Source organism: Alkaliphilus pronyensis (assembly GCF_009017275.1).
In the GTDB taxonomy this organism is placed as follows: domain Bacteria; phylum Bacillota; class Clostridia; order Peptostreptococcales; family Natronincolaceae; genus Alkaliphilus_C; species Alkaliphilus_C pronyensis.
In genome coordinates this window covers 1-13,577 of the sequence record NZ_WBZC01000002.1, presented here as the reverse complement: position 1 = coordinate 13,577, position 13,577 = coordinate 1, and the positions used below count along the sequence as shown (strand labels likewise).

The following is a 13,577-nucleotide window of genomic DNA, read 5'->3' as shown; positions in this document are numbered from 1 at the left end:
ATAATGAGGAGGAAGTATCGTGGCATTAAACAATCCATATAATCAATATAAAGAAAATAGTATAAAAACTGCAAGTCCTCAAGAGCTTACACTTATGTTATATAATGGTGCTATCAAATTTATAAATCAGGGAAAAATATTTATAGAAGCTAAAAATATCTCGGCAGCCAATGAAGCATTAAAGAGGGCCCAAGATATTATAGATGAGTTAAATAATACACTTGATATGAAGTATGATGTTTCTAATGGACTTAGGGCTATCTATACATATATAAAGCAAAGGCTAGTTGATGCCAATATTCGAAAGGATATAGCACCATTAAATGAGGCTGCAGAGATGGTTGTAGAATTACGTGATACATGGAAAGAAGCTATGAAGCTGGCAAAGATAGGGAATAGGTGATTATATGAGGCCTGAAAAAATTGTGATAGAGCTCCAAAATATATGTAATCATAAGCTTAATATAATGAAGCAAATTTTGTCTTTAACAATAGCTCAAAAAGAAGCATTAACGAACAAAGAAGATCAGGGGATTAATCTACTTAATCAAATAATTGAAGAAAAGCAAAGCTTAATTGATATTGTTAATCAGCTTGATCATGATTTTATAACCAATTATGAGGCTATAAAAAAACTACTAAAAATAGATTCTTTTGAAGAATGTACAGAAGAACCTGTTAAAGGCTTTAAGCAATTAAAGGATACTGTTAATGAAATAGTTAATGTAACTAAAGATATTAGCCAATTGGACAAGGAAAACATGGAAATGGCTAATAGCAATATGAATGAGTTAAAAGCACAGCTAAAAAATATAAAAACGGGAAAAAAGGTAATAAATTCCTATAACAGAAAATATGTGGAAACACCCTCTATCCTTATTGATAAGAAGAGGTAAATAAGATATAATACAAAGGTACTATTGAAGGTCTGTGGTTGAAAGTCCATGCCAGTCGCAGGCAAAAGGACCCACGTAAGATAGTTAAAATAACTATTGATCATGGTGCGGCTTAGAAGTAAGACCTGCCGGTAAAGCCGAGAGGGGTAGTAGTGAAAGTAATCCTTAGCGAACCCTCCAGCAGGCGAGTGTGGGGTAAAAAACCAGGTCAGCTTCAAGTACATTTAATAAAAGCTTTTGACTTTGTCAAGGGCTTTTTTTAATTAACTAAATTAATGATAATTTACGCTTATTCAACTAATAATGTTTATCATTTTCAATATAAGGGTAAATATATTTATTAGTAAGTTTGTCCATTTTTATACACATAATATACACACCCCTTGTCCATGTAAAATAAGTTATCAACAGGCTTATTAACATTATCCACAGACGTGACTACTAACATATTCACAGCCAACAAAGTTATCCACAAGTTCCCAAATGAAAACTAATAACTATAATAAAGTATGAGTCTAATCATTTTATCCTATAGTTAACTAAGCAAAGATGGAGTAAAAACTCCTTTTGAACTAAGTAATGTTTATCATGGTAGTTACAAAGAATGAATATACTAATTAAAGAAAACTTAGTTCAGATGGATTTAAACTCCACCTGAACTCTAGTTCCGCTTACTTTCTAGCTTGGCGGCGCCTATCTCCCCCTTAAGAAGCGAGAGTGTTAGTAACGCCTCTGAGAGAAAAGCATATAGTCAAAAAAAATAGTGTACTTGCTGTTTTATATTTTTAAATTAGGGTAATTATAAAGATAACATATTTACAATTATATATTTAGCTAATTTAAGCCACAGCTTTTAAGCCAATTAATTGGCTTAAATTATATAGAAGTGAAAGGAGCTGGGACTATGAAAGTCATAGTAAGTGGAAGAAATGTAGAAGTTACAGATGCTCTAAGAAATTCAGTTGAAGCTAAAATCTCTAAGCTCGAAAAGTATTTTAATAAGGATGCTGAGGCACAAGCAACCTTATCTGTTGAAAAACAGAGACAAATATTAGAGGTGACTATACCAATTAATGGGTCGTTATTACGGGCAGAAGAAGCTACAGAAGATATGTATACATCTATAGATAGGGTTGTAGATAAGCTTTCCAGACAGCTAAGGAAACATAAAACAAAGCTTGAAAATCGAAACATAAAATACGAGACTATAAGATTTGAAAATATTCCTGCCTTAAAGGAAGAGGATAGTCCATTTGAGGCTAAAATTGTTAAAACAAAGCGCTTTGCCATTAAGCCAATGAGCTCAGAAGAAGCTGTGCTACAAATGGAATTGATTGGACATAACTTTTTCGTTTATGCCAACTCTGAAACTGATGAGGTAAATGTAGTATATAAAAGGAAGGATGGTAACTACGGTTTAATAGAACCAGAGTTTGAATAGATATATTATAATCTACAATCTAAATACTTAATTTACAATAATAGACGGCAGAAATGCCGTCTTAAGCTTTGTATTTTACTAATCATTATTTTATTTACTGGTTAAAGTATATCATTAACTAATAATTAATAAAAAATAAGAAGGAAAATCCATAATAAAATAGAAATACTAAAATTATTAGAACTTCCAACTGAGGGGTAGTGATATTATATGATTCTTGAAGGTTTAATTCTAGGATTAATAGTAGGTAAGCTTAGAGGTGGACAATTTAAAAGGATAGGCTACTTAACTCTTAGGTTTCCATTTATACTACTAACATCATTTTTACTATTATTAATAACATCTATTATGATATCTATTGGAAACCCTCTATTTATTGCCCACAGAATGAAGCTTTATATATTTGCCTATTGTCTTTTATTTGTTGTATTATTCTTTAACCTACATAATAAAGGAATTTGGTTAATATTGTTAGGGGCAATTGCTAATTTTGCTGCAGTTGTATTAAATCAAGGTAGTATGCCAATTAGTATTGAAGCATTAGAGCAATTAAATTTTGAAAACATGTTAACATCAATTAATTCAGGATTATTACCAAACTATATTCCATTAAAGGATGCCTATCCTTTAACGGATTATCTAGGGAAGAGATTAGTTATACCTTTTGCCTATCCCATTAAACAGATTTTTAGTGCAGGCGATGCTTTTATATCCCTAGGGCTTTTTCTTTATATACAGGGCATGATGAACTCAAGGGTATATCGTAAAGCCTCAAGTGTAATTAAGTTTGACCATTACGGGAAAGTAAAGGGAAGATAAAGAAATACATGGAATAGGGAATAAGGAATAGGGAATAAGGAATAGGTAATAAGTAATAAGTAATAGGGAAAATTAAAAATTAATAGTTAAAAGTTAAGAGTTAAAAGTTAAGAGTTAAGAGTTAAGAGTTAAGAGTTAAAAACATAAAACCATAAAAACAAAAATGGAAAATTGAAAACAATTATAAAGGCAATGTTGAATGTTGAACCATAAAAGCAAGTAATAAGTAATATGGAATAAGTAATAAGTTTAAACAAAAGACCAAAATAAAAGAAGATAAAAGATAAATACCTAGTCCTTATAACATTAAATAAAAATTCAAATGGAAAATTATATAGTTGAGATTAAACTTCTCAACTTTTTTTGCGTATATATGTTATGGGCATGTCAATTGTGTTAGACTAAGAATGATGATAAAATGATAAAATAAGTTTATACTATACTGGATAGAGGTGATTTCATTGAAAAACTTGTTTGAGAAGTTATTCGGAACCCATAGTGAGAGGGAATTAAAAAAACATAAAAAGACTGTAGAGCATATTGAGTCATTAGCATCTGAGTTTGAGAAGTTGACCGATGGTGAGCTTAAGGATAAAACAAGACAATTTAAAGAGAGATTAAAAAACAATGAAACATTAGATGATATATTACCAGAGGCATTTGCAACTGTTAGGGAAGCAGCATGGCGTGTACTTGGACTTAAGCATTATCCTGTGCAAATTTATGGAGGTATCATTTTACATCAAGGTCGAATTGCAGAGATGAAAACAGGAGAAGGTAAAACCCTAGTGGCAACTTTACCTGTATACCTAAATGCACTAGAAGGAAAAGGGGTACATGTTGTAACAGTAAATGACTATTTAGCTAGTCGTGACCAAGAGTGGATGGGTAAAATCTATAATTTTCTTGGTCTATCAGTAGGAGTTATAGTACACGGTTTAACACCCAAGCAAAGGCATGAAGCCTATAGGGCAGATATTACCTATGGTACAAACAATGAGTTCGGGTTTGATTACTTAAGGGATAATATGGTTATATATAAAAAAGATATGGTGCAAAGAGAGCTTAACTATGCCATTGTGGATGAGGTGGATAGCATTTTAGTTGACGAAGCTAGAACCCCCCTTATTATCTCAGGGCAAGGTGAAAAATCTACAAAAATGTACTTTGTTGTAGACCAATTTGTAAGAACTCTAAAGAAGGAAGAGGATTTTACTATTGACGAAAAAGCAAATACTGTTGCCTTAACAGAAGTAGGTGTTGAAAAGGCTGAAGGCTTTTTTGGAATAGAAAACCTTTCGGATATTGGAAACATGGAAACCTCTCATCATATTAATCAAGCCCTAAAGGCACAAAACCTTATGAAACTTGATAGAGATTACGTTATTAAAGATGGAGAGGTTGTTATTGTAGATGAGTTTACTGGAAGATTAATGTTTGGTAGAAGATATAGTAATGGACTTCATCAAGCTATAGAGGCTAAAGAAAAGCTAGATATACAAAGAGAATCAAAAACCTTAGCAACAATAACATTCCAAAACTACTTTAGAATGTATAAAAAGCTTGCTGGTATGACGGGTACTGCCAAAACAGAAGAAGAAGAATTTATATCCATTTATGGAATGGATGTCATTGAAATACCAACAAATAAGCCAGTTGTAAGGGGCGATTTCGCCGACAGCATATATAAAACAGAAAAAGGCAAGTTTTTAGCCCTAGCAAATGAAATAGGGGAAAAATATAAAACTAAACAGCCAGTACTTGTAGGAACAATTTCTATAGAAAAATCAGAGGAAATTGCACAGCTATTAAAGAAAAAGGGAATACCCCATGAGGTATTAAATGCAAAGCAGCATGAAAGGGAAGCAGAAATAGTCGCCCAGGCAGGTCGTAAGGGTGCAATAACCATTGCAACAAACATGGCAGGCCGTGGAACCGATATAATTCTTGGAGGTAACCCTGAGTTTTTGGCTAAACAGGAAATGAAAAAGAGAGGATATAGTGATTACATACTTTCAATGGTTACTAGCCATGAAGAAGCAATGGATGAAGAATTAGTAGAAGCAAAAAACCTTTACCAAAATCTTTATAATTCCTTTAAGGTTGAAACCGATAAGGAAAATAAAGAGGTTATTGCATTGGGTGGTCTTCATATTATTGGTACAGAGCGACATGAATCCCGTAGAATAGATAATCAGCTGAGGGGACGTTCTGGTAGACAAGGAGACCCAGGCTCTAGTCGCTTCTATATTTCTCTTGAAGATGATTTGATGCGCTTGTTTGGTGGAGACAAAATGCAAGGCTTAGTAGATAAGCTTGGCTTAGGGGAAGACGAAGCCATAGAGCATGGTATGCTAAGTAAATCCATAGAAAATGCACAGAAGAAGGTTGAGGGTAGAAACTTTGGAATTCGTAAACATGTGTTGCAATATGATGATGTTATGAATAAGCAAAGAGAAGTTATTTATGGAGAAAGAAGAAAAGCCCTACAGGGAGAAGATATGTACCAGCATATTATTAACATGGTTGAATCCATAATTGACGATGCTATTGCAATATATACAGCAGATGCCCAATACCCAGAGGAATGGGATTTAGATGGACTAACAGAATATCTAAGCACTATCTTTTTACCAAAGAATTCTCTACATATTGAGAATATAGAAGATCTAACAATTGACATATTGAAGGAAAAGCTGTTTGATATAGGAAAATTAACCTATGACAAGAAGGAAAAAGAAATAACCCCAGATAGAATGAGGGAAATAGAAAGAATTATTTTACTTCAAATAATAGATACAAAATGGATGGACCATATAGATGCTATGGATCAGCTTAAACAAGGGATTGGGCTAAGGGCTATAGGACAAGAAAACCCAGTTCGAGCATACCAAGTTGAGGGCTATGATATGTTCCAGCAGATGATAAAAAGTATACAAGAGGATACTGTAAGGTATTTATTTAGTATTGAAAAGGATAATAATGCCCAAAGAAAACAAGTTGCTACACCTATAGAGGCCACACATGGTGACAGAAATAAGCCTGTAACTGTAAAAAAAGGTAATGAGGTAGGCAGAAACGAACCCTGTCCCTGTGGAAGTGGTAAAAAATATAAAAAATGCTGTGGAGCTTAAAACGAGGTGAGTAAATGTTAAACTTAGATAATTATAAGCAACAATTATTAAGCATAAATGAAGTAATTAAAGAATTGAGGGCTTCTCTTTGACATAGAAGAAACTAAAAGATTAATTAAGGATTATGAAGCTAAAATGACTGAGGAGGATTTTTGGAATCAGCCTCATGCTGCCCAAGATACTCTCAAAAAGGTTAAAGTGTATAAGGATAAGGTGGAAACCTATGAGAATTTAGTTTTTAAATATGAAGAGATTGAGACAATGATATACTTTATAGAAGAAGGAGAAGATTCCTTTGAAACTGAGTTAGTCCAGTGTATTAACCAGCTGGAAAAAGATATTGAAAAAGTACGCTTATCTACCCTATTAAAGGGTGAGTATGATATGAATAATGCTATTATATCTATCCACGCCGGCACTGGTGGACTAGATGCTCAAGACTGGGCTAAAATGCTTATGAGAATGTATACCCGCTGGGGAGAGCATAAAGGCTATAGAGTAAAAATATTAGATTTATTACAGGATCCAGAAGCTGGTATAAAGAGTGTTTCTCTTTTGATTGAAGGTGAAAATGCCTATGGATTTCTGAAATCCGAAAAGGGTGTACATCGACTTGTACGTATATCGCCCTTCGATTCTTCTGGTAAAAGACATACTTCCTTTGCCTCTGTGGATATTATGCCAGAGCTAGATGAGTCGGTTGAAGTAGACATAAAACAAAGCGATTTAAAGATTGATACCTATAGAGCAAGCGGTGCAGGTGGTCAACATGTAAATAAGACTGATTCAGCAGTTCGAATTACCCATTTGCCAACGGGAATTGTAGTTCAGTGTCAAAATGAGAGATCCCAGCATACAAATCGAGATGTTGCCATGACAATGCTAAAGGCTAAGCTTTTTGAGCTTAAGGAACAGGAGCAAAAAGAAAAAATTGAGGATTTACAGGGAGAATATAGTCAAATAGCGTGGGGAAACCAAATAAGATCCTATGTATTCAATCCATATAATTTAGTAAAGGATCATAGAACTAACGTGGAAGCTGGTAATATACAAGCAGTTATGGATGGAGATATTGATGGCTTTATAAATGCATATCTAAGAAATATAGGTAAAAAGTCTTGATTATAAGTAAACATTAGTGAACAACACACAAATCTAGGATAAAATCTCCTAGATTTTTTGTTATTTTGATATGAGTGTAAAGGTTTTCATGCTTTTATGTCGAATAATAATAAATGCAGGAAAATTATTCAAGGAGGCTTATATATGGAGTATAACAAGAAAAAAGATAACGAAGGTTATTCACAGCAAAAAGGAAAATATAAGTCAATTAAGAGAAAGCTAGTTATGGTAACACTGATTATGGTCCTTATTCCCATTCTTACTATTACTGCCTTAAATTATTATATAGATTCATCTAATATAGTAGAAAACGCTGAAGTTAATAATAATCTTATAGCAGAGTCCATAGCGCAACAGCTGGAGATTTATATGAACTCATTGTTTGAAATGATTGAAATGGTGGCTGGTGCCCACGACTTTACTGAAATGAGTAATCATGAGATTAACCTGTTATTTAATAGCTATTCATTTAAGTATAAAGATTTTAAAGCCTTTCAGTATATTGATACTAAGGGTAATGTAGTGGTATCTAATGGGAAAAATAGAACCGCAAATGTTTCTGACCAACAGTGGTTTAAGACTGCTTTAGGTGGAGAACTATATGTAACTCCTTCTATAGGTGATAAACAAGCCTCAGATGTAGGGCTTATAATTGCTGTTCCTTTGAGAAAAGGTGATGGCAACAGAGGTGGCGTTATGACAGTACTGTTGGGTTTTGACCAAGTAATTAATTTAGTTAAGGATGTAAGTATAGGTGAAACAGGCTATGCATATGTTGTAGATAATGAAGGCTATATAATTGGGCATCGTGTCGCCTCAGAGTATGTATATGGTAGATTTAACGTATATGAAGAAGGCACAGAGGATATTAAGAGGATTGCTGCTGGAGAGTTAGATCTTACCCAGGGCATAAATAGTGAAGGGAAGGATATTCTAATTGCCTCCTCTAGTGTTGGGGATTTAAACTGGAGGGTAATAGTTGAACAAGATAAAGATGAAATACTTGAAGTAACTCAGGATACCTTTATAAGAAACATACTTATAGCACTTGTGTTTATTATAATTACCTCAATAATGATCTACACCTTTGCTAACTACTTTATAAAGCCAATTAGAAATTTAGTTGTTAGTGCTAATAAGATTAAAGACGGGGATTTACGTGAACGTATAAATGTTGACTCTGATAATGAGATTGGGCAGCTTCAAATGGCCTTTAACGAAATGTCAACATCTATATCCCATATTATTAAGCAAATTATTGGTACAACCAACGAAGTTAGTGGGTCAATAGATGATTTAATGAATAATGCAAATATGACATCAAGAGCTGCATCAGAAATATCAAAAACTATAGAGCATGTTGCATTAGGAACTTCAGAGCAGATGGCAAGTGTTGATAAGTCCACAGGAGCAGTAGAAAAAATGGTGGATGGAGTTAAGAAGGTTAATGAAAATGCAGCCACTGTAGTTACATCAGCAGAGAAGGCCTCTCTTATGGCATACAATGGGGTAGAAAGTATAGATGAAATAAAGAATACTATGGCTCAAATAACTGCTGTAGCCCAAAATACATTTAACCTAGTATCTGAGTTAGATAAGCATATTAAAGAAATAGATAGAGCAGGCCAATTAATTACCCAAATATCTGATCAAACAAACCTGTTGGCATTAAATGCCGCAATAGAAGCTGCAAGGGCTGGGGAACATGGAAAAGGATTCACTGTAGTTGCAGAAGAGGTTAGAAAATTGGCAGAGCAATCAAGAAATGCGTCAAAAGAGATAATAAATCTAATTGGTAAGATACAGAATGAAACAGGTATGGCAGTTGATGCAATGGAAAAGGGAATAGAAAGTGTAGAGGTAGGAAATAAAGTTATAAATAAAACAACTTCTTCATTCAATAATATATTAGAGGAGACAAAAAGTGTCACAGCCTTAATGAAGGGATTATCCTCAGTTATCCAGCAGGTTTCTCAAGAGGTTAGTGAGGTTGAAGGAGCAATTGCTGATGTGGCAGGAGTATCACAATCTACTGCTGCAGGGGCTGAAGAGGTTTTAGCAAGTGTCCAAGAACAGGATGCCTCAATACAACATATGACAAATTCAACTATAGCACTAGGAGAAATGATAAAGAACCTTGAAAAGCTAACAACAAAGTTTCTAATTGATAATTGTAATGGCTTTGATGAAGGGTCACAGAAATATGAAACAGATAATAGTCTATTATCAGAGGAAGAAGTAATTGATGAAGCTCCTATTGATAAAGCTTCTATTGATGAAGCTCCTTTAAATGAAGCAGTAGATGTTCCTGAAGAAGCAGTTGAAGATACTGCTATGGAGGAGGATATTGAAAAAAATAAAGAGGAAACAGAAGGGCTTCAAGCTGATAATGGGTTGGTTAGTGAAGAAATAGAAAATGACGAAGAAAGCAACCAAGATAATGAAAAGCAAAGTAGTTAAATAAAAGATAGCCCCTTTAGGGGGCTATTTTAATTACATTAAAACATCCAAAAGCATACCTCTAATATCGTCTAATCTTTTTAATACTGTTATACGATCTACCTCTTGGCTTAAAAATTCTTTAGTTAGTTCATTTAATTCACGATCAACATTTTTTACAATGCTATAGACCCTATGGCGTCCACGGCGGTCTAAAAAGTTTTGTTTTGAAAACTGATGGGAATGCTTAACAGCAACATCCAGAAAATCACGCACCAATTTTTTATACTTTACTACTTCACTAAGGTGCATCTTATCTGCTATTCTTTCTAATTGCTTATTTATTTTATTATACAGGTCTTCAAGGTGACCTTTAACATTATCAGATTTTATATCCTGAAGCTTCTCCATAAATTGCTGACGGTTTATTTCAGTTTTTTTTATGTCTGCTTTATTAATATCCCTTATTTCTATACTATGATTAATTCCATCAATTTTTCTCATGGGGCACCTCCATATACCGATGTATCTATTATATATTATCGGACAAAACATAGGAAGACATTAGGCAACAATTAAAGAAATCAGTTTAAAATGTCGATATATCCTTAGAAGAGGTGATATGAAAATGAACAATGGAATTAGTAGTCAATTTTTTCAACGTATAAATCAAGCCTATGGAAATACAGGATTTACCCTTAAAATAAGAGGAACCATTGTATCTAATAATGGAACTAATATGAAAATAGATATAGGTAATCAACGTATATTAGATATGAAGCTTAAGAAAGAAATCCAGGGAAAAACAGGAGATGTAGTCACAATTGATAAAAAGAACATATTATCCTCTAAGCTCACCCAGGAAAGTCTACCAACTATACAACAAGAGGAAGGGGATAAATATACCAAAATATTGAAGTCCTTTAACTTTCCATCTAAATCCCAGTATCTTCAGGTTTTACATTCATTAGAAAATCACGGCTTAGACCTAAGCAAAGAAAACATGCTAGCCTTTATGAATGCAAAAAACCAATTAAGTAGTATTATAGAAGGATTAGATTATAATTCTGCAATTCAGCTTATAGAAAAAGATATAGATATAGGAAATGAACCATTATCTAAAGTATCTGAAGCAATAGATGAAACAAAAGAAAGTGAGGGCTTTACCCTAGCTAAAATCATAAAAGGCCTTACTAAAATGACTACAGAAGAGGCTGAAAAGATAGCAGAAAAGATATATGGTAGCAAAATGGGAAAGGATATAACAGATGTAATAAAAGCCCTTAAACAGGCAGGATTAGAGCTAACTAAAGGCAATATTGAAAAGGTAAACAATGTTTTTAATAAGCTCCATTCAATAAAAGAGATTGAGGATGAAGGTTTAATTAATGCTGTAAAGAATAAAATTGAAACCACAATAGATAATTTATATAAATTAAAGAAATCCATCACTAAAGGCAGTATAAGTTCTGATGATAAAGGCAGTAGCCAAGCAGTAAAGGTCTATGAGGGGTTTCAATCACATAAGACTCTAAGGGAAAAAGATTTAAGATTAATGGAGGATGAAATTAGGAGTATTCTAAAAGAAGCTGGCATAGAAGCCACCGATAAAAATGTAAGTTTATCAAAACTACTATTAAAAAATGACTTACCAATAAACAGAGAGCTAATTGAAAGGATAGTATCAATAAAAGAAGTAATAGGACAATTATCAAATGATATGAATAAGGACACTATAGCCCTACTAATGGAGCAAGGTATTAATGTTGATAAGGAAAATATAAACCAATTATTAAAATATATAAATCAATTAAACATAAGTGAAATCAATCAGTCTCAGACTAATATAAATCAGGCTCAGTTAGACAAAGTACTTAGCAAGCTAACTAAGCTAGCTAATATAAGTGATGAAGAGTTACTCCTTCTTATAAAGGAAAACAGTGAAGTTAAGTTAAGCCAAATTAATATACCTAGAGGCTTACATATTACAGATTTAATAGAAAAACAAGATGTCACCATTAAGAATATTTTTCAATCTGCTACAGTGATATCAAGTGTTTTTTCAGAAATGAAAGCCATTGACTATAACACCATAGCATTTCATTTAAATAAAGGAATTCCCCTTACACTAGAAAGCCTTTATAACAAGGAAGGAATACAATTTAAAAACACCTTAGCAGGAAATGAGGTTAATAAATTAGATGCAAGAATACTTAACGTCGGTTTAAATCCATCCCACGAAAAAGATATGCAGTTGGTAAAGGCATTAATGAATAATGGTTTAAGCATAAGTAAGCAAAATGTTGAGCACTTAAGTAAAGGTGAGCATCAGTATAATCAGCTACGTAATTCATTGACTATATCAATGGTTAAAGATTCAATTATTGATGGAGCGAAGCTGGAAAAAATGCCTTTGAATGAGGTCAGCTCCTATACACAGGGCAAACAATTGATTAATTCCTATTCCTTTTTATCCAACATATCCAGTATAAAGGATAGTATAATCTCGTTACTTATGAAGAATAATACTCCTCAAAACTTATCATCAGTACAGAATATATCTATGCTACTATATAACAGGCAGCAGCTGGCACATAATATAGAAGATTTATTGATGAAGTCTAAGGAGTGGGAGCTTAGCTCATTAAAGGAAGCCAATGAACTACAGCAATCCTTAAAGGATTTAACTAATCAGATTAAATCTGGAAAAGTAGACACTGACAAGCTCTATGATAAGCTATTAAATAATGCTAAAAACCTATCTGAAAAAATTGTTGAAATTAACCCAGAATTAAGAAAAGATGTAGAAAAGCAACTAGAAAAAATTATAAGTAATCTTCAGCAGCAAGGAGAGCTAAGTAAAAACGACACTATGCTACAGCTTCCAGTTATGATGAATGACAAGCTTAGCAATCTTCAGATTTATGTAATGAATAAGAAAAAAAACAGTAAAAAAATTGATCCTAATAATATGTCAATATTGCTAAACATAGATACCAGCACTATGGATGATATAAATGTTTATGTTGGAGTTACAGGAAAAATGGTGGATATTAAGATTGGAGTTAAAGAAGTTCAGTATAAAAAAGCAATAGAGAGGGAGCTTAAAAATCTCGAAGGCCTTATGGATAAAGCAGGCTATCAAATAAAGGATGTATCCTTTAAGGTAGATGAAGATCAAAATCTAATGGGTATGGTTAATGAAATAGAGATACAACAAGCTACAAAGCATTCAATAGATATAGTCATTTAGAGGTGGGAAAATGAAATCAAAAAAGCTAAAGCAAGCAGTAGCACTTAAGTTTAATCCTGAAAAAGACAATGCTCCAAGGGTCACCGCTGCAGGTAAGGGTGTAGTTGCAGAGAACATCTTAGATAAAGCCATAGAGAGCTCTGTACCTATTCATGAGGATCAAAAGCTGGTGAAGGAACTAATTCAGTTCAAGGTGGGCACAGAAATTCCACCAGAGCTTTATGAAATTGTTGCACAGGTTTTAATTTTTATAGAGGATATTGATGGAAGAAGGGAATAAAGATTAAAATTAAAAATTAAAAGTGAAAAATTAAAAGTGAAAAATGAAAAATGAAAATGGAAAACAAGAAGACATAATGAAAAATGAAAAGTTAAAAGTGAAAAATGAAAAATTAAAAATTGAAAACAAAAAGACATAATGAAAGATTAAAAATTAGAAGTCAAAAATGAAAAAAGAAAAAAGAAAAAAGAAA

General features: G+C 32.9%; 10 protein-coding genes. 9 read left to right on the top strand and 1 reads right to left on the bottom strand.

Features of this window, described 5'->3' with window-relative positions:
- Positions 1–19: 19 nt before the first annotated feature.
- From fliS to F8154_RS00395, 7 genes are all read left to right on the top strand, one after another.
- Positions 20–403 carry a flagellar export chaperone FliS gene (fliS, locus tag F8154_RS00425; RefSeq protein WP_151859612.1) on the top strand — a complete coding sequence of 128 codons (384 nt, stop codon included), beginning with the start codon at positions 20–22 and terminating at the stop codon, positions 401–403.
- A gap of 4 nt (positions 404–407) precedes the next feature.
- Positions 408–896 carry a flagellar protein FlgN gene (locus tag F8154_RS00420; RefSeq protein WP_151859611.1) on the top strand — a complete coding sequence of 163 codons (489 nt, stop codon included), beginning with the start codon at positions 408–410 and terminating at the stop codon, positions 894–896.
- Between the two features lie 904 nt (positions 897–1,800).
- On the top strand, positions 1,801–2,337 hold the full coding sequence (gene hpf, locus F8154_RS00415; RefSeq protein ID WP_151859610.1) for a ribosome hibernation-promoting factor, HPF/YfiA family: 537 nt from the start codon (positions 1,801–1,803) through the stop codon (positions 2,335–2,337).
- Between the two features lie 210 nt (positions 2,338–2,547).
- Positions 2,548–3,156, top strand: coding sequence for a DUF5317 domain-containing protein (locus F8154_RS00410; RefSeq protein ID WP_151859609.1), 609 nt, complete (start codon positions 2,548–2,550; stop codon positions 3,154–3,156).
- 461 nt (positions 3,157–3,617) lie between these two features.
- Positions 3,618–6,290 carry a preprotein translocase subunit SecA gene (gene secA / locus F8154_RS00405; protein ID WP_151859608.1) on the top strand — a complete coding sequence of 891 codons (2,673 nt, stop codon included), beginning with the start codon at positions 3,618–3,620 and terminating at the stop codon, positions 6,288–6,290.
- Between the two features lie 14 nt (positions 6,291–6,304).
- Positions 6,305–7,412 (top strand): peptide chain release factor 2 gene (gene prfB / locus F8154_RS00400; RefSeq protein ID WP_408608993.1). Its coding sequence is split into 2 segments (ribosomal slippage): positions 6,305–6,367 and positions 6,369–7,412, totalling 1,107 coding nucleotides; the frame shifts between segments, so codons are not numbered across the junction.
- A 144-nt stretch (positions 7,413–7,556) separates the two neighbouring features.
- A complete protein-coding gene (locus tag F8154_RS00395) occupies positions 7,557–9,872 on the top strand; it encodes a methyl-accepting chemotaxis protein (protein WP_192930092.1) in 2,316 nt (771 codons plus the stop codon).
- 33 nt (positions 9,873–9,905) lie between these two features.
- Here F8154_RS00395 and F8154_RS00390 read toward each other — a convergent pair whose 3' ends face one another.
- Complete coding sequence (locus tag F8154_RS00390) at positions 9,906–10,355, bottom strand: YaaR family protein (protein ID WP_151859605.1); 450 nt, start codon at positions 10,353–10,355, stop codon at positions 9,906–9,908.
- A gap of 124 nt (positions 10,356–10,479) precedes the next feature.
- Here F8154_RS00390 and F8154_RS00385 point away from each other — a divergent pair, with 124 nt between their 5' ends.
- Positions 10,480–13,104: a DUF6240 domain-containing protein gene (locus tag F8154_RS00385; RefSeq protein ID WP_151859604.1), complete on the top strand. Its 2,625-nt coding sequence runs from the start codon at positions 10,480–10,482 to the stop codon at positions 13,102–13,104.
- A 10-nt stretch (positions 13,105–13,114) separates the two neighbouring features.
- Positions 13,115–13,384 (top strand): EscU/YscU/HrcU family type III secretion system export apparatus switch protein, encoded by a 270-nt coding sequence (locus F8154_RS00380; protein ID WP_151859603.1) that lies wholly within the window; start codon positions 13,115–13,117, stop codon positions 13,382–13,384.
- The last annotated feature ends 193 nt before the right edge of the window (positions 13,385–13,577 follow it).